Annotated in this window: 15 protein-coding genes; 9 read left to right on the forward strand and 6 right to left on the reverse strand. The window is 55.9% G+C overall.

Features of this window, described 5'->3' with window-relative positions:
• Positions 1-109: 109 nt before the first annotated feature.
• The 5 genes from GF423_RS07640 (at position 110) to GF423_RS07660 (ending at position 3,888) form a co-directional block, all read left to right on the forward strand.
• Entirely contained in the window at positions 110-547 is a 438-nt protein-coding gene (locus GF423_RS07640) for a type II 3-dehydroquinate dehydratase (protein ID WP_154327786.1), read from the forward strand.
• Positions 544-1,182 (forward strand): O-methyltransferase, encoded by a 639-nt coding sequence (locus tag GF423_RS07645; RefSeq protein WP_154327787.1) that lies wholly within the window; start codon positions 544-546, stop codon positions 1,180-1,182. Before GF423_RS07640 ends, GF423_RS07645 begins: the two co-directional genes overlap by 4 nt.
• Positions 1,183-1,252: 70 nt before the next feature.
• Positions 1,253-1,609 carry a 30S ribosome-binding factor RbfA gene (rbfA, locus tag GF423_RS07650; protein WP_154327788.1) on the forward strand — a complete coding sequence of 119 codons (357 nt, stop codon included), beginning with the start codon at positions 1,253-1,255 and terminating at the stop codon, positions 1,607-1,609.
• Positions 1,606-2,832: an FtsX-like permease family protein gene (locus GF423_RS07655; protein ID WP_154327789.1), complete on the forward strand. Its 1,227-nt coding sequence runs from the start codon at positions 1,606-1,608 to the stop codon at positions 2,830-2,832. The genes rbfA and GF423_RS07655 overlap by 4 nt, the downstream gene beginning before the upstream one ends.
• A gap of 3 nt (positions 2,833-2,835) precedes the next feature.
• Positions 2,836-3,888: a hypothetical protein gene (locus GF423_RS07660; protein ID WP_154327790.1), complete on the forward strand. Its 1,053-nt coding sequence runs from the start codon at positions 2,836-2,838 to the stop codon at positions 3,886-3,888.
• Here GF423_RS07660 and GF423_RS07665 read toward each other — a convergent pair.
• The 6 genes from GF423_RS07665 to GF423_RS07690 form a co-directional block, all read right to left on the reverse strand.
• The gene (locus tag GF423_RS07665) at positions 3,836-5,365 is read right to left on the reverse strand and encodes a DUF6056 family protein (protein ID WP_154327791.1); all 1,530 of its coding nucleotides are present in this window, start codon (positions 5,363-5,365) and stop codon (positions 3,836-3,838) included. The two genes, GF423_RS07660 and GF423_RS07665, sit on opposite strands and share 53 nt — an antisense overlap.
• 65 nt (positions 5,366-5,430) lie before the next feature.
• The gene (locus tag GF423_RS07670) at positions 5,431-7,260 is read right to left on the reverse strand and encodes an ABC transporter ATP-binding protein (protein WP_154327792.1); all 1,830 of its coding nucleotides are present in this window, start codon (positions 7,258-7,260) and stop codon (positions 5,431-5,433) included.
• A gap of 35 nt (positions 7,261-7,295) precedes the next feature.
• Positions 7,296-7,952: a uracil phosphoribosyltransferase gene (gene upp, locus GF423_RS07675; protein WP_154327793.1), complete on the reverse strand. Its 657-nt coding sequence runs from the start codon at positions 7,950-7,952 to the stop codon at positions 7,296-7,298.
• 69 nt (positions 7,953-8,021) lie between these two features.
• Positions 8,022-8,969: a riboflavin biosynthesis protein RibF gene (gene ribF, locus GF423_RS07680; RefSeq protein WP_154327794.1), complete on the reverse strand. Its 948-nt coding sequence runs from the start codon at positions 8,967-8,969 to the stop codon at positions 8,022-8,024.
• A gap of 13 nt (positions 8,970-8,982) precedes the next feature.
• Complete coding sequence (locus tag GF423_RS07685) at positions 8,983-9,831, reverse strand: SDR family NAD(P)-dependent oxidoreductase (RefSeq protein ID WP_154327795.1); 849 nt, start codon at positions 9,829-9,831, stop codon at positions 8,983-8,985.
• Between the two features lie 81 nt (positions 9,832-9,912).
• Positions 9,913-10,875, reverse strand: coding sequence for a M28 family peptidase (locus GF423_RS07690; RefSeq protein WP_235911692.1), 963 nt, complete (start codon positions 10,873-10,875; stop codon positions 9,913-9,915).
• 318 nt (positions 10,876-11,193) lie between these two features.
• Between GF423_RS07690 and GF423_RS07695 the strand changes: the two genes are divergently transcribed.
• The 4 genes from GF423_RS07695 (at position 11,194) to GF423_RS07710 (ending at position 16,827) form a co-directional block, all read left to right on the forward strand.
• Entirely contained in the window at positions 11,194-12,864 is a 1,671-nt protein-coding gene (locus GF423_RS07695) for an RNA/DNA-binding domain-containing protein (protein ID WP_206113165.1), read from the forward strand.
• A 971-nt stretch (positions 12,865-13,835) separates the two neighbouring features.
• The gene (locus tag GF423_RS07700) at positions 13,836-14,738 is read left to right on the forward strand and encodes an ABC transporter ATP-binding protein (RefSeq protein WP_154327798.1); all 903 of its coding nucleotides are present in this window, start codon (positions 13,836-13,838) and stop codon (positions 14,736-14,738) included.
• Positions 14,735-16,030 carry an ABC transporter permease gene (locus GF423_RS07705; protein ID WP_154327799.1) on the forward strand — a complete coding sequence of 432 codons (1,296 nt, stop codon included), beginning with the start codon at positions 14,735-14,737 and terminating at the stop codon, positions 16,028-16,030. Before GF423_RS07700 ends, GF423_RS07705 begins: the two co-directional genes overlap by 4 nt.
• A gap of 137 nt (positions 16,031-16,167) precedes the next feature.
• Positions 16,168-16,827 (forward strand): DUF4923 family protein, encoded by a 660-nt coding sequence (locus GF423_RS07710; protein WP_154327800.1) that lies wholly within the window; start codon positions 16,168-16,170, stop codon positions 16,825-16,827.
• Positions 16,828-16,886: the final 59 nt, after the last annotated feature.

The following is a 16,886-nucleotide window of genomic DNA, read 5'->3' on the forward strand; positions in this document are numbered from 1 at the left end:
CGCCGCCGCCCTTGTGCCCTCGTCGTCTTGCAGCTATTTTGGCGGCGCGATACAAGCCAAGTGCAGGAAAATAGCTAAATTTGCACCCGGTTTTAAACACATCACGCGTATGAAAATATCGATTATCAACGGGCCCAATCTCAACCTGGTGGGCGTGCGCGAGCCCGAAATCTACGGGCACCGGTCGCTGAGCGAGTATCTCGACAACCTCGTGGGGCTGTATCCCGGTGTCGACTTCGACCTCTTCCAGAGCAACCACGAGGGCGCCATCATCGACGAGATACAGCGCGTGGGCTTCGACCACGACGGCATCGTGCTCAATGCCGGGGCCTACACCCACTACTCCATTGCCATAGCCGACGCCCTGCGGGCCGTGACAGCTCCTGCCATCGAGGTGCACATCAGCGACACGCAGGCACGCGAGCCCTACCGCCACGTGTCGATGATAAAAGAGGCCTGCGTGGCCGTGATAGCCGGCTACGGCCTCGACTCCTACCGCCGAGCCGTCGACTGCCTGCTCGAGATGAAAAACACTGCCAAGCCATGACCGAGCAACTCGAAGACTACATCCTGCGCCACATCGACCCTGAGCCGTCCCACCTCTACAAGCTCGACCGCGACACCCACATCAGGCTGCTCTACCCGCGCATGTGCTCGGGCCACATGCAGGGGCGCCTGCTCAAGATGCTGGTGCGCATGATACGGCCCCGGCGTGTGCTTGAGCTGGGCACCTACTCGGGCTACTCGGCCCAGTGCCTGGCCGAGGGCTTGCTCGACGACGGTGCCGTGGTGCACACCATCGAAATTGAGGACGAGCTCGAGGACTTCCTGCGCGAGCACTTCGCCCAGTGCCCATGGGGCAACCGCATCAAGCTGCACATAGGCGATGCCGAGCAGATACTGCCCGCCATCGACGAGACGTTTGACCTCGTGTTTATCGACGCCAACAAGCGCCAGTATCCCGACTACTACAGACTGGTGATGCCGCACGTGCGACAGGGCGGCTTCATCGTGGCCGACAACACCCTGTGGGACGGCAAGGTGGCCGAGCACCCCGCCAAGGCCCCCGACGCCCAGACCGCGGGCATCATGCGCTTCAACGACATGGTGGCCAGCGACCCGGGCGTGGAAAAGGTGATTGTGCCGCTGCGCGACGGCCTCACCATCATCTACAAGAAATAGACCTACTTGCGATTGTTGAAGATTTAGTGTAAATTTGCGGTCAGAACACAAAAAAAACACTTCACACACAATGCAATCGACCAGAATAGAAAAAATACAGCGGCTCATCCAGAAGGAGTTGAGCGAAATCTTCCGCCTCGAGACCTCCAAGACCCACGGCACCCTGGTGAGCGTGAGCCAGGTGCGCGTGTCGCCCGACCTGAGTGTGGCCCGCGTGCACCTGAGCGTGTTTCCCAGCGAGCAAGGCGCCACTATCGTCAAGAACGTGAACGACAACGAGAAGCCCATACGCTACGACCTGGCTCAGCGCGTGCGCTACCAGTTGCGCAAGTGCCCCGAGCTCAACTTCTATCTCGACGACTCGCTCGACTACATTCAGCACATCGACGACCTGCTGGCCAAGGATAAAAACCAAGACAAGGAGTGAATCTCGAAACCAAAATAGCGCTGCGCTACCTCAAGTCGAAGAAGACGCACAACGCGGTCAACATCATCAGCATCATCTCGGTGCTGGGCGTGGTGGTGGCCACAGCCGCCTTGGTGTGCGTGCTCAGCGTGTTCAACGGCTTCCACGGGCTCATCGAGAGCAAGCTCTCGAAGCTCGACCCCGAGATTGCCATTCAGCCTGCCGCGGGCAAGGTCATGCCCGACGGCGACAGCGTGGTGCGGGTGGTGCGACGCATCCCGGGCGTGCAACAGGCCATGCCGGTAGTCGTCGACAATGCCCTGGCCATCTTTGCCGATTTCCAGATGCCCGTGCGCCTGAAGGGCGTGCCCGACGACTACAACAAGATGACCGCCATCGACAGCATCATCGTCGAGGGCGACTTCCAGCTGCGCGATCAGGTGTCGCGCTACGCCGTGCTGGGTGCCGGGCCGGCCATGACCCTCAACGCCCGCCCGGGCTACCTGCGCGAGCTGCAGCTCTATGCGCCGCAACGCCAGGGCGCGGTCAACATCAACGACCCGATGAATGCTTTTACCAACGACTCGGTCTTTGTGGCAGGCGTGTTCCAGGTGCAACAGAAGAGTTATGACCAAGACCTCATCTACGTGCCCATCGACCTGGCACGCGAGCTCTTCGACTATGATACCCAGGCCACGCAAGTCGAGCTCAAGCTCGCTCCCGGTGCCCACGAGCGCCAGGTGATGCAGCAGGCAAGCCAGGCCCTGGGCCCGGGCTACACGGTCAAGAACCGGCTCATGCAGCAAGCATCGTCGTTCAAGATGGTGAACATGGAGAAGTGGATCACCTTCCTGCTGCTCGCCTTCATCCTGGTCATTGCCACGTTCAACGTCATCAGCACGCTGTCGCTGCTCATCATCGAGAAAGACGAGAGCATCAGGACCCTGCGCAGCCTGGGTGCCACCAACAAGCAGATTACCCGCATCTTTGTGATCGAGGGCTGGCTCATTGCCCTCCTGGGCGCTGTGGCGGGCGTGATTTTAGGGCTGGCGCTGTGCCTGTGCCAGCAGCAGTATGGCTGGCTCAAGCTGAGCAGCAGCACCGATGCCGTCATCGTGCAGGCCTATCCCGTGCAGGTGATGTGGAGCGATGTGCTCGTGGTGTTTCTCCTCGTGGCAGCCGTGGGCTTGCTCACGTCGCTGGTCACCTCGCTCACCATGCGCCGCCGGCTGGAAAAAGACTGACCCATGCGCAAGTTTTACAATGTGAAAGATGACCTGAACAACGTGCTGGGCGCCATCGGTCGCTTTGCCCGTGCCGCTGTGAGCAACAAGCAGCTGCTGGCGCTCGTGCTGCTGGCGCTGGTGTCGCTGGTCTCGGTCGTGGTCCTCTACTTCAGCGACTACCGCTATTCACACGGGCCGTGGCGCACCTACGAGTCGGGCTTGTTTAGCGTGAACGAGGACCGCAACGAGAAATTTGAAAAATTTGTTTTCCCCGACACCATAAGGCGCGAAATCGAGAAACGCAACGGCGGCAGACTGCTGTGCGCCTACCAGAAGTCGTATGTGAGCGACGATGGCGATGTGCAAGAGATACAGCACATCAACGTGTTCGACTTGAGCGCGCTCTTCAACCACATCTTCACCACCGAGGCCAGAGTGTATCGTCGCTATCTCGACAACCACCGCTTCAACAACAAGGAATATGAGTCGATGCGCATAGGCGACATTCACGGTCACCCGGCGCTGGCCTACAAAGCCCGCCGGCGCGATGACGGAGGGTTCTACTCGATGGGTGTGATTGTGTGCGCCCACCGCAAGGCCTACATCTTTGAGGATTATTCTCACTACAGCCCCTATGCCGACTGGCAAAACGATGAGCGCACCTACTATTTCCCGCAGGCACAGCGCTATCCGCAAAATTTCACTGTCGACGACATGTATCGCATCGAGACGCGGTTTTTCATCACCACCTTTGTGCTGTATCTTGTGTTCTACGCCACCTTTGTCGCGGCCTACCGCATGTTTACCCGCGGCTTCCACACCCACGGGCAGCCGCCTGCCCCCATCCTGAACCGGCAGGCCAAGCAGCGCCACGATCTCATGGTCACGGTGTGTGCGATAGTGGCTATCATCATGATGGTGATGCTTGTAGCCTTCTGGCAGTTCAGGGGTACCAAGGTGTTGCAGTCGGTGGCCTATGTGGTGGCCGGACTCATGCAATTGTCGATAAACCTGCCCATTCTCATTCACCTCTATCGCAAGGCGCGGCTGCCGAAGCCGGCGAGCAGGTTGTGAGCACACGCTTGTCGCCATAGTCGGCCTCGAGCGGCGTGAGCTTGTAGAGCTTGGCGCCGCTGTCGAGCACCACGGGCTCCTCTATCCAGATGCGTCCGCGGCGGTCGCGGCAGGCACGCAGGTCGATGCCCTCGTAGGTGTGAATCACGCCCGTAGCCCTGCTCTTGCTGCCCAGGTGGCAGCGAGGCGTGACCCATGCATTTTCTCTGGCCGTCAACGGTGCCGCACTGGCGGGCAGTATCACCAGCTGGCGGCTCTGGGCTGCTGTGGCCGCCCAGTGCTGGCGCACTGTGGCCAGTGTCCACACGTCGTCGCTGTCGGGCACGCCGCGTTGCTTGCCCAGTGTGAGCCAGGGCACATCGCAGTCGCTGGTGTAGTCGCCCATGACGATGCCGCAGCTCGAGGCCCTGTACTTGGCAAGCATGTCGCGCACCTCGCCGTTGAGGCGGTACTGCCATTGCGCAAAGCACATGAGATGAGCCAGCCCGAAGATCCACAGCCCACATGCCGCTACTGGCAGTAGCCTCGACACTCTTGAGCGGCTGCCGGGCAACATGCGCACGAGGGCAATGAGTGAGAAAAGCTGAGCAAACCACCCCGTGCGCCCTATTGTGCCCGACACCAGGCAGAAGGGCACCGCAAAGGTGGCTGCAAGCATCCACACCAGCCACGGCGAGCGGCACAACTGTGCCAGCGCATCGCGGCCGCGGGCAGTGAGGGCCATCGCCACCACCGCAGCAAGCAGCAGCACGTAGTAGTAGAGTGAGGTGACTGTGATTTCGGCCACCGTCCACTCGGCAGTGCCCCGGTGCTCGACAAATCGCTTCCAGATGCCGGGCGAGGCCACAACAAAGAGCGCCCCCAGCGTGAAGCACACGAGCCACGCAACGTTGACACGTTCCTTGCGCCACACGGCCACCCACAGGGCCAGGCACAGGGGCACGCCGCAGCCCTCGTGCATGGCGCCTGCCACGAAACACAGCAGGCCGCCTGCCACCGTCTGCCAGGACCGCCACCGCTTGCGGCTCAACATGAGCATGCTCGCCATGAGGCACAAGGCTGCGGCCCACACATAGTTGAGCTGGCAGTCGTAGAGCAGTATCGAGTCGGGCCAGGGCAGGGTAGTGAGCACCAAGCCATATATCACGATGCGCGCCCACGGGTTGCGCACCCCGGCGCAGCGGGCGGTGGCCCAGTGCAGGGCTGCCACCATGAGGGCGAGCAGCGCCGTGGTCGCCACGCGCGGCAGCAAGCCCGTGAACCACGGCATGAGTATGTTGGCCATGCGCCCGTTGGTGCTCAGCCAGTGCACCGCTGCATAGTAGGGATAGGCCAGCAACGGGCCTTTGCGCGACAAGGCCGTGAGCCATCGGTGGCTGAAGACGATGTCGTCGCCCACGAGGTTCCAGCCGTAGAATGCCACTGCCGCTGCCGCCGCAATGGCGCCCAGCAGCATCCACGACATGTATTTCGACAACGTTTTCAAGGCGTAAAGCTGTGATTCTTGAAAAAAAAGGACTGCCCTCCCGGAGGGAGGGGGATTTAAAACTTCTGCATATCCACCAGGTGCTTGTAGACACCGCCGCGGGCTATGAGCTCGTCGTGGGTGCCGCGCTCCACGATTTTGCCCTCTTGCAGCACGCATATCGTGTCGGCATTTTTGATCGTCGACAGGCGGTGGGCAATTACCAGCGTGGTGCGGCCGCTCATGAGGTGGTCGAGGGCCTCCTGCACCAGGTGCTCACTCTCGGTGTCGAGTGCCGAGGTGGCCTCGTCGAGAATGAGGATGGGGGGATTCTTGAGTATGGCACGGGCAATGCTCAGGCGTTGCCGCTGTCCGCCCGAGAGGTTGGCGCCGCGGTCGCCTATGTTGGTGTCAAAACCCTTCTCGGTGGCCATGATGAAGTCGTAGGCGTTGGCAATCTTGGCAGCGTTCACTACCTCCTCGTCGGTAGCACTGTCGACGCCGAAGGTGATGTTGTTGTAGATGGTGTCGTTGAAGAGAATGGCCTCCTGGTTCACATTGCCCATGAGGGCACGCAGGTCGTGCTTGGTGAATTGTCTGATGTCGGTGCCGTCGATCATGATCGAGCCCTCCTGCACGTCGTAGAAGCGTGGCAGCAAGTCGGCCAGCGTTGTCTTGCCGCTGCCGCTCTGTCCCACCAGGGCCACGGTCTTGCCGCGAGGTATGTCGAGGTCGACGCCGTCGATCACCCACTTCTCGCCGTAGCGGAATCGCACGCCCTCGTACTTGATGCCTTGCCTCATCTGGGTGAGGGGCACGGGGTGCTCGGGGTCGGCGAGGTTGTTCTGGGCCTTGAGTATCATGTCGATGCGCTGCATCGAGGCCAGGCCGCGCTGTATCGAGTAGCTGGCCTTGGAGAAATCCTTGGCCGGATTGATGATGCTGTAGAACACCACCATGTAGTAGATGAAGGTGGGGGCCGAGATGGTCGACTGGTCGGCCAGGATGAGGGTGCCGCCAAACCATAGCACGATGCCTATGGTGAACGTGCCCAGAAACTCGCTCATGGGGTGGGCGAGCTCGTAGCGGCGGTTCATGCCGCGGCTCATGAGCCTGAAGTCCTCGTTCTCGCGCCCGAAGCGGCGCTTCACTTTCTCCTCGGCATTGAAGGCCTTGATGATGCGCAGCCCGCCTATGGTCTCCTCGATGTTGCTCAGCAACACGCCCCACTGGTTCTGCACGTTGAGCGACTTGCGCTTGAGCATCTTGCCCACCCGGCCCATGATGGTGCCTGCCAGGGGCAGCAGCACGAGCACAAAGAGCGTGAGCTGCCAGCTGAGCGCGATCATCATGCCCAGGCACACGATGATCATGATGGGGTTCTTAAACATCATGTCGAGGCTGGCCATGATGGAGTTCTCCACCTCGGTCACATCGCCGCTCATGCGTGCCATCACGTCGCCCTTGCGCTCATTGCTGAAGAAGCCTATGGGCAGCGACACAATCTTGGCATATATCTTGTTGCGCAGGTCGCGCACCACGCCGGTGCGTATCGTTATCATGTTGAACGCGGCCAGGTAGGCACTGCCCGTCTTCACGCCTGCAAGCACCACCAGCGCGAGGGCGATGGCGGCCAGGGCCACGCTCTTGCCATAGGTGGAGATGATGCATTGCACATAGTAGTAGAAGTCGTTCACAACCACCGCCTTTACCGAGCCGGTTCCCCAGGGCATGAATTGATACACCGTGTGGTTGAGGCCGAAGAGCATCTCCAGTATAGGGATGAGCAAGGCAAAGGAGAAGAGCGTGAAAAACGCCGCCATGATGTTGAAAAACACGTTGAACACGATATACCACTTGTAGGGCGGTATGAAACGGCGCAACATCGCGAAAAAGTCTTTAAACATACATCAATGCTGTTGGAGGGGTGGAAGATGTGTGATTATTCCTTTTCGCCATATACCAGGTCGCCCGCGTCGCCCAGGCCGGGCACGATGTAGCTGTGCTCGTTGAGCTCGTGGTCGATGTCGCAGGTCCATATCGTGGTTTTGTCGAGGGGCAGGCGTTGCCCTATGTAGTCGATGGCCTGGTCGGTGGCAATGACGCTGGCCACGTGCACGTGGGCCGGGTGACCCTTGGTCATGAGTGCCTGGAAGGCGAGCTCCATCGAGCTGCCGGTGGCCAGCATGGGGTCGACGATGAGCAGCACCTTGTCGTCGATGCGCGGGCAGGCAATATACTCGATGTGGACGTTGAAGTCGTTGGTCTTCTCGATATACTTGCGATAGGCCGAGACAAAGCCGTTCTCGGCTTGGTCAAAGTAGCTCAAGAAGCCCTCGTGAAATGGCAGACCGGCGCGCAAGATGGTGGCCAGCACGAGCTTGTCGGCAATCACGTGGGTGCGTGCCACGCCCAGGGGGGTGGCGGTGTCGCGGGTCTCATAGTCAAGGCGCTTTGATATCTCGTAGGCCATGATTTGGCCCAGGCGTTGGATGTTGGTGCGGAAGCGCAGCCGCTCCTTCTGGAGCTCCTTGTCGCGTATCTCGCTCATAAACTGGCTCACGAGCGAGTTCTGGTCGCAAAGGTTGATGATTTCCATTGTATTTCTTTCTTATTCTATATTATCGTTACAAGTAAAAAAAGCGTAATCGTTCAAAGCTGTGGGGGGTCATGCCTCGTGCCGGGTGGCACAGTAGGCATCGAGTATCTTGACCGACTGGGCGCGGTCGCGGGTGAGCTGGGCACGCAGCTCCTCGATGCTGCCCAGCTTGAACTCGAGCCGCAGAAACTTGATAAACTCAAGCTTGATGGGCATGCCGTAGATGTCGCCGTCGAAGTCGAAAATGTTTACCTCGATCGACAGGCGGTGGCCGTTGTGCATCGTGGGCCTCACGCCCACATTGACCATGCCCTTGAGGTGCTTGCCGGCCACGTCGACCATCACGGCATAGGCGCCGCGGTGGGGCAGGATGAGAGTGGGGTCGAGCTCGCCCACGTTGGCCGTGGGAAAGCCTATGCCGCTGCCGTTGTGAAAGCCGTGCACCACCTTGCCTGCCAAACTGTAGGGGTGCCCCATGCAGTGCATGGCGTCGTCGACCTTGCCCGAGGCAATGAGCTTGCGTATGATCGACGAGCTCACCGGGGCATAAGCCCCAAGATACTCGGGGGCTTTCACAATGTCGACGCCCAGCTCACGACCGTGCCGCACATAGTCGGCAAAGGTCTCTTGCTTGTTGTGCCCGAAGTGGTGGTCGTAGCCGGCCACGAGAGCAGCCACCCCGTAGCGGTCGCGCAGCAGCTCGATGAAGCGGCTGCTGTCGAGCAGCGAGAGCTCGCGGGTGAAGTCGAGCAGCACCGTGCAGTCGATGCCGTGGCGCGCGATGAGCTTGAGCTTGTCGTCGACGGTCATTATCATCTTGATTCCAGCCTCGGGGTGCAACACGGCCTGCGGGTGCTGGGCAAAGGTGACTACTGCCGACTCGAGCCCGCGCTGCCGCGCTTGCTCCTTGAGAAAGTCGAGCAGGGTGGCGTGGCCCAGGTGCACGCCGTCAAACATGCCAATGGTGGCTATTGTCGTGCCTGGCTCCAGTTGTGTGTCGCTGCCTATTATCTTCATGATAGCGCGGGGGTCACTGGTTGGCAGCGTTGATCTGTTTCTTCATGATGCGCATGGTGTCGTTGCACAGCTTGATAAACACCTCGCGGTTCTTCAAGAGGGTAGAGGCCTTGATTTGCTTGTCGGCGCCCTTGAAGATGAAGCCCGTGTCGCTCGAGTTGATGGCCCGCATCATGGCTTGTGCGCCCTTCTCGGTCTTGTCGAGCTGGCTCATGTGCAGGTCGAGCTTGTCGAAGAAGCGGTTCATCCTCACCATGCTCAGGCTCACCAGCGAGGGGTCGACGCTGTTCACGCTGATGCGCTGCGTGCGCAGCACGGTGCTCAGGTATATCGAGAACAGCGACAGCGCGAGCTTGCTTTGGGCAAAGGCGGCGATGGGCATGAAGTTGTTCACCGCCGGGAACTCGTAGGGCAGCGACACCATGTGGCGGCTCAGCGAGGTAGTGAAGATGATGCGCCCGCCCTCGACCATGAGCGGCTTCACCAGCAGCGAGAGCAGCACGGTGCTCAAGAAGTTGACTTGCACCAGCTTCTCGTAGCCGTCGGGCGAAATCTCGCTCTTGCGCGAGATGTAGCTGGCGTTGTTCACCAGCACGGCCACGGGGCGGTTGAGCTTTTTGAGCTCGTCGACAAAGTCCCTCACGCCGGCAAAGGAGCCCAGGTCGAGATGCAGCGAGTAGATGTTTTTGTTCAGCGTCTTGATTTGCAACTCGCGGGCAACCTCATCGCTGCGCTGGGTGTTGTAGCAGGCCATCACGATGGGATGCCCTTGCTCGGCCAGGCGGCGGGTCACCACAGTGCCCATGGCATCGGTGGCGCCGGTGATGATGTAGAGTGCCTTCTTGTTATCTTCTTGTATCATAAAAAATTATATAGTTGTTTTATCTTTATGTTTTCTCCTGTGGTCTTGAGGCAGGCGTGGCGCGGCCGCCTCGCAGCAGGCCTATTGCTGAATGCTGTAGATGAAGTTGGCCACCGTCTGGCCCACAGCCTTGAGCGTGCCCTTGTCGATGTTGTCGAGCGTGTCGTGGGTGGTGTGCCAGCCACTGAAGAAGCCCGATGGCGATTGACGCATGTCGACGATGTCGACACAGGGTATCTGGTTGTCGATGAGCGGCTTGTGGTCGTCGGTCACATAGCCCAGCTTTTGGGCGATGAAGTACTTGCCATAGCCCGCGTCGGCAGCTGTGGCCCATATGCTCTCGACCAGCGACGGGGCGGCGTCGACCGAGAAGCCTTCCTGGTAGAAGGTGGCACCCTTGGCGCCCACCATGTCGAGCAAGATGCCATACATGGGAGCATAGTAGGGCACGTGAGTGTGGTGCACCCAGTATTGCGTGCCCAGCGCCCAGCTCTCGTCGATTGAGTCGGTGCCCCAGTCCTCGGCATCGTCGAGCAGGATGTCGACGCCCACGCCCGGGCGCTTCTGCTTCATGATGCGGGCCAGCTCGAGCAGCACAGCCACGCCGCTGGCAGCATCGTTGGCGCCCATCACAGGCATGTGACGCTTGGCCGGGTCGGGGTCGTTGTCGGCCCAGGGACGGCAATCCCAGTGAGCCATGAGCAGAATGCGCTTCTCGGCATCGGGATTGATCACGCCTATATAGTTGGTGGCGTGCAGCACCTTGCCGTCGTGGGTGGTGAGGTCGGCATGCTGCGTGTACACCGTGTCGCAGTATCGGGCGAGCTGCGCCTCGAGATAGGCCCCGCACTGCTCATGGGCGGGAGTCGAAGGCACGCGGGGGCCGAAGTCGCACTGTGCCTTCACGTGGGCATAGGCGCTGTCGGCGTTAAAGTTCACCACGGCCTGGGCGGGAGCATCGCTCGCCTCGCGGGCCGCGTCTTGCTTGCCGCCACAGCTTGCAAGCAAGGCTGCTGCGGCGACTATCGAGATAAAATCAAGCATTTTCATCAGTCCATTCTATTTGAATTTACAAAAGTACTAAAAAAACTTTGTTCTCTCCCCCCTTAAAATAAAAAACTGATTTTAAGCCCAAAGTTTCGGGGCAGGGGAGCGTAATCCAATAGTTGACGTGAGTGATACACTAAACGCACAACAGAGGGCAGGGCACAGAATCCCCCGTTCGTTTTAGTATTAGCGATGGCGAGGACAATCAGAGTTGTAGGGGGGCTGTGTCGTGATAGCATAGGTTTATTTAGAAAACATACTGCTAATCCGTTTATCTTTTGTACATTTGCGAAATTAATATTAAGTGGAAGCAACATGACTAAGCAAGAAATATCAGAATATATACGTACCCAATTCCCCAAAGAAAATGAGAGTTGTGACTGGAAAGAGTATAAGAATTTGCAAAATAGTCTTTGCGGTCATGAAGGTGACGATGTGGTTTCCTATGTATCTGCTATCTCTAATATGAATGGTGGTGCCATTGTTGTAGGCATTCAGGATAAGACTTTTGAAGTTGTTGGAATTCAAAATTTTGGGAACTACAACATCGAATCAGCGAAGGCTCGTATTGCTGAGAAATGTCGGAATCTTCCAACTGAAAATCTAGAAATTACAGAATTGAAGGCAGACGATACCGATACTGTTGTTTGGATCATATCTGTTCCCAAGCATAGACCAAAGTTGCCGGTCTATGCTCATAATAAAGCTTGGCAGAGAATTGGTGACTCTTTGATTGAAATGAAAGAAGAAAGGTTGCAGTCAATTCTCTCAGAGCTGTTAATTACGGACGATTGGAGTGTGGCTATTGTTCCTAATGCCACTTTGGATGATTTGGATTCTGAAGCAATAGAAAAAGCAAGAAAGGAATATACTGTTCGTAATCCATACCGAAAAGCTGAAATTTCAGCATGGGATAATAAGAAGTTCCTTGATAAAGCAAAAATAACAATAAATGGAAAAATAACGAGAGCAGCATTGGTACTATTAGGAAAAGAAGAGAGCGAGTATCTGCTTAGCCCTTATGTTGCTTGTATTCGATGGTCTTTACGTTCTGTAGGGTCTATGCAAAATAAAGACTATGAAATATTGACAATGCCATTGCTATTGAGTGTTGATAAGCTGTATAACAAAGTTCGCAATGTAAAATACCGACTTGTAAGGCCAGACTCCCTTTTTCCTGAGGAAATGTTGCGGTATGATATGTTTAACATACGTGAGCCACTGAATAATGCTATTGCACATCAGGACTATACAAAATGTGCAAGAATAGAAGTAGTGGAATATGAAGATGATCATATTATTTTCCAAAATTATGGTGATTTTTTGCCTCAAAATGTTGAAAATGTTGTCATTAAGGATTGCCCGGAGTCAGTATATCGTAATCGTTTCCTTGTAGAAGCGATGCGTAATCTGAATATGATTGAGACTGAAGGTGGTGGCATTAAAAAGATGTTTGTTAACCAACGTATGAGATTCTTCCCGATGCCGGAATACGATTTGTCTGATGGAAAGGTTAGGGTAACTATTACAGGTAAGGTAATTGATGAAAACTTTGCCCGAATACTGGCAGATAACCCAAACCTTGGTCTTGAAGATATTATGTTGCTTGATAAAGTACAGAAACAGAAAACAATTACGGACGATCAGTTGGTTTATCTAAGGAAACATAAATTCATCGAAGGGCGTAAGCCTCATTTCTTTTTGGCTCATAAAGTCGTGTCGAGAACAAGGAGTACTAAGATGAAAAGTCAATATATTAAGAATAGAAGCTTTGATGATGAATATTTTATGAAATTGATAGTTGAATATCTGAAAAAGTTTGGTAAAGCTTCACGCAAGGATATCAATGAGTTGCTCATGGATAAATTATCGGATGTTTTGGATAGCACGCAAAAGAGGCATAAGATAGATTATCAATTGAAGAAGCTTAAAGATTCAGGAAAAATTAATTTTGGTGAAGACCACAAGTGGATTCTTGCTGAATAATGTAGAATTCAGCAAATTTTCAGCAATTTTTCGGCAGATTTTCAGCAAAATAAGTATGTAACAGACTGATAGCTAGTACTTACATAATTAAAAGAAATGTTGAATCTGTGTGTTATTTCGGCAAGAAGAGCTTAAAAGAAATAACGATACTGTTTCTTTGAGTGTGTCTGAAGGGAGACACAAAAACAGGACCTGCCCGTTTTGCGCAGGTCCCCATAAGCTTGTAAAAATTAGATGACTTAAACTCAAAATCTAAAAAATGCTTCTTACAAAGGAACAAAGATAAATATGTATCTTTTGCATCGTCATTCGAGGCCTACAGGTGTGTATGAACTCGCCTCAGACACACTCGCTGAAACACTACCATTCATTGTACCTGTAGTTTAGTTGTTTTAATGATGTTTTGAGTTCTGTATCTTGCTATGATGATAGGCGTATCTAAATGATCAAGCGGTATTACACTTGATTGCTGTATATTCCCACTAAAAATTGATTTGCCATGTATATCAAAAATAGAAAGATATAATAGCTTGGGGGTATTTACATGTAATCTCTTGTTCCTGATGTGTAGGCTTATTTTATCAAGGCCTATTTCCTCGAGTGCCGACGCTTTCAAAAGCTCGTCTAAGTCCGTCTTCTCAATATAATCGTTTATGGAGTAGATTGGGGAGCATATCCTGGTTCCATCGTAGAGAAGTGCGCAAAGTCTAAAATAGGTGCCCCAGTAAAATCAAAATAAAAATTGATTTTCTGCATTAAAATTATGCTTGGCCAAGGCAGTGTAAAAACGCGAGAGGAGCAGGATGGGAAACAATTACGATGATTTTCGGGGAAGATTGGGCACAGTATTGTGTAGTTTTTTACCACATTGTTGCGTCATAGGGAATAAAAAGGTTTAACTTTGTGTGCACACACGGCGGGCACTCGAGGTTGTGACCGTAATTTTTAATTAACGACAAATTAAACAAACAATGGATTTTATCGAAGTAAGCGATGTAGTGAAGCAATATTCTGGGCACTTGGCACTCGACCACGTGAGCGTGCACGTGCCGCAGGGCTGCATCTACGGTCTGCTCGGGCCCAATGGTGCCGGCAAGACGACGCTCATACGCATCATCAACATGATCACGCGCCCCGACAGCGGCCAGGTGCTGCTCGACGGCAAGCCCCTCGAGCCTGCCGACGTGGCCCGCATAGGCTACCTGCCTGAGGAGCGCGGACTGTACAAGAAAATGAAGGTGGCCGACGAAATTGTGTACCTGGCACGCCTCAAGGGGCTCGACAAGGCCACGGCCGTGCAGCGCACTCGCCAGTGGCTCGAGCGGTTCGGGCTCACCGACTGGGCCGGCAAGAAGGTGGAGTCGCTCTCCAAGGGCATGCAGCAGAAGGTGCAGTTCATTGCCACTGTGCTCCACGAGCCACGGCTGCTCATCTTCGACGAGCCTTTCTCGGGCTTCGACCCGGTCAACGCCGAGCAGCTCAAGCAGGAGATACTGCACCTGCAGCAAGAGGGTGCCACCATCCTGTTCTCGACCCACAACATGGAGAGTGTAGAAGAGGTGTGCCAGCGCATCACGCTCATCAACCACTCGCGTGTGGTGCTCGAGGGCGATGTGGAGGCCATCAAGCAGCAACACAAGCAAAACCTGTTTGAAATCACGCTCAGCAACCGCGGCACACTGCCCGCCTGCGAGCAGCTCTACGACATCGTCGAGAGCAAGCCCGGCACGGCACTGCTGCGCCTCAGGCACGGCGCGGGTCTGCACGACACCGTGGCCTGGCTCAACGACCATTGCCAGCTGGCCGGCTTCAACGAGCTGCTGCCCAGCATGAACGAAATCTTTATTGAAACTGTAAAAAATCTGAACTCATGAATAGACTTTCACTCATCATCAGGCGCGAATACATGAGCCTCGTGGCTCGCAAGTCGTTTATCGTCACTACACTGCTCATGCCGGTGCTCATGATTGCCTGCGTGCTCATTCCCATAGGCATATCGATGGCCAACGAGAAAACCACCGAGCGCACCACCATTGCCGTCATCGACGAGACACAGCAGCTGGCTGGCGTGATCAAGAGCAGCCCGCAATACAGCATCATGCCCCTGCAGGGTAAGCCGGGCACCACCCGTCCCAAAGAATTCCTGGCCCAGGCACCCGAAAGTGTCGAGGCCCTCGTGGTGATACCGCCCGACGTGCTCACCCGCCACCAGGTGAACCTGTACAGCAAGAAGGCCGTGAGCGGCGGCCTGGTGCAATATGTGACCCAGTGCCTCAACGACACGCTCACTGCGGTGAAGCTGCAGCAGCAAGGCATACCCAATCTCGATAAAATCGTGGCCCAGTCGCAAGTCGACGTTGGCGTCAACAGCATCAGGCTGGCTGCCGACGGCAGCCAGAGCTCCTCGTCGACCGATGTGGCCATGATCATAGGCGTGGTGCTGGCCTTTGTGACCTACATGTTTGTCATCATGTATGGCGCAACGATCATGAACAGCGTGGTCGAGGAGAAAACCAACCGCATCGTCGAGGTGGTGGTGAGCAGCTGCAAGCCCTTTGAGCTCATGATGGGCAAGATCATAGGCGTGGGCCTTGTGGGCCTCACCCAGTTTGCCTTGTGGGTGGCCATCCTTGCCGGCGTGGCCGGCATCGCCATGAGTGTGCTCAACATTCCCAGTACGACAGTTGTGGCCGCAGTCGACCCCTCGGGTGCGCCCACCCTGGCCCTTGTGTTTGCCACTATCAAGAGCATCAACATAGGTCTCATTCTCGTGAGCTTTGTGGTCTACTTCATCGGGGGCTACCTGCTCTATGCCTCGCTCTTTGCCGCCTTTGGCTCGGCCGTTGACCAGGCCAGCGACGCCTCGCAATTCTCGGCCCCCATCATCATGATCATGGTCATTGCCCTCTATGCCAGCATAGGCTGCATGGAAAACCCCAACGGCTCGCTGGCCATGTGGTGCTCGCTCATCCCCTTCACCTCGCCGGTAGTCATGATGGTGCGTCTGCCCTTCGACGTGCCCGTGTGGCAGGTGGCACTGAGCATCGTGCTGCTCTTCGGCACAGCCGTGGCCATGGTGTGGCTCAGCGCCCGCATCTACCGCACTGGCATCCTGCTCTACGGCAAGAAACACAGCCTCAAGGAAATCGTGCGCTGGGTGAGGTGACATCTTCCCGTGACGGCATTGTGTGGTGCCGCCACGGCGTGGAGACATGTGATATTTTTCTGTTTTTGGGTCACTGTTTTCAAAAAATCATTACCTTTGCCACCCGAAAAAGGGAAATTTTAATAAAATCGAAAAAGATGAAGAAGATTACAATCATCGGTGCAGCCTGCTTGTGCATGCTCATGAGCGGCTGCGGAGCCCTGGGCACAACAGGCACCACCACGGGCTCGACCAGCAGCAGCAACGGCGGCGGCCTGCTGGGAAGTGTGCTGGGCGCGCTGGGAAGCGCCTCTACCGTCAACAGCCTTGCCAATCTGGTGATAGGCAGTGTGAAACTCAGCGAGAGCGACCTCTATGGCACTTGGAAATACCAGGAGCCGGCTTGCGCTTTCACCAGCGAGAACCTGCTGGCCAAGGCTGGCGGCGCTGTGGCTGCCGCACAAGTCAACGAGAAGCTGCTGCCTGCCTACAACCAGGTGGGCATCAAGAGCAGCAACACCTATTTTACCTTCAACAAGGACCACAGCTTCGAGGCCAAGGTCAACGGCATCCCGCTGAGCGGCTCGTGGACCTATGACCAGGCTACCAGTGCCGTGAAGATGAAAAGCTTGCTCATGAGCATGACTGGCTATGTAACCCGCACCACGAGCGGGCTGAGCTACACCTTCGAGTCGAAGAAGCTGCTCACCGTGCTCCAGACGCTCTCCAGCCTGAGCGGCAACTCCACGTTGCACACTGTGGGCAACCTGAGCAAGAACTACGAGGGCGTGCGCGTGGGCTTCGACATGAAGAAGTAAAACCGCACGGCATGCAATCCTAACCACACACACACATCACCACCACATTACAGGCGCAA

This window comes from Sodaliphilus pleomorphus, from assembly GCF_009676955.1.
Taxonomy (GTDB): domain Bacteria; phylum Bacteroidota; class Bacteroidia; order Bacteroidales; family Muribaculaceae; genus Sodaliphilus; species Sodaliphilus pleomorphus.

Excerpts from the sequence above, each read along its gene's own strand:
- GF423_RS07695 (WP_206113165.1), top strand. The coding sequence starts at position 11,194 with ATGACTAAGCAAGAAATATCAGAATATATACGTACCCAATTCCCCAAA.
- GF423_RS07685 (WP_154327795.1), bottom strand. The coding sequence starts at position 9,831 with ATGATACAAGAAGATAACAAGAAGGCACTCTACATCATCACCGGCGCC.
- GF423_RS07700 (WP_154327798.1), top strand. The coding sequence starts at position 13,836 with ATGGATTTTATCGAAGTAAGCGATGTAGTGAAGCAATATTCTGGGCAC.
- GF423_RS07660 (WP_154327790.1), top strand. The coding sequence starts at position 2,836 with ATGCGCAAGTTTTACAATGTGAAAGATGACCTGAACAACGTGCTGGGC.
- ribF (WP_154327794.1), bottom strand. The coding sequence starts at position 8,969 with ATGAAGATAATAGGCAGCGACACACAACTGGAGCCAGGCACGACAATA.
- upp (WP_154327793.1), bottom strand. The coding sequence starts at position 7,952 with ATGGAAATCATCAACCTTTGCGACCAGAACTCGCTCGTGAGCCAGTTT.
- GF423_RS07710 (WP_154327800.1), top strand. The coding sequence starts at position 16,168 with ATGAAGAAGATTACAATCATCGGTGCAGCCTGCTTGTGCATGCTCATG.
- GF423_RS07705 (WP_154327799.1), top strand. The coding sequence starts at position 14,735 with ATGAATAGACTTTCACTCATCATCAGGCGCGAATACATGAGCCTCGTG.
- GF423_RS07645 (WP_154327787.1), top strand. The coding sequence starts at position 544 with ATGACCGAGCAACTCGAAGACTACATCCTGCGCCACATCGACCCTGAG.
- GF423_RS07690 (WP_235911692.1), bottom strand. The coding sequence starts at position 10,875 with ATGCTTGATTTTATCTCGATAGTCGCCGCAGCAGCCTTGCTTGCAAGC.
- GF423_RS07670 (WP_154327792.1), bottom strand. The coding sequence starts at position 7,260 with ATGTTTAAAGACTTTTTCGCGATGTTGCGCCGTTTCATACCGCCCTAC.
- GF423_RS07640 (WP_154327786.1), top strand. The coding sequence starts at position 110 with ATGAAAATATCGATTATCAACGGGCCCAATCTCAACCTGGTGGGCGTG.
- rbfA (WP_154327788.1), top strand. The coding sequence starts at position 1,253 with ATGCAATCGACCAGAATAGAAAAAATACAGCGGCTCATCCAGAAGGAG.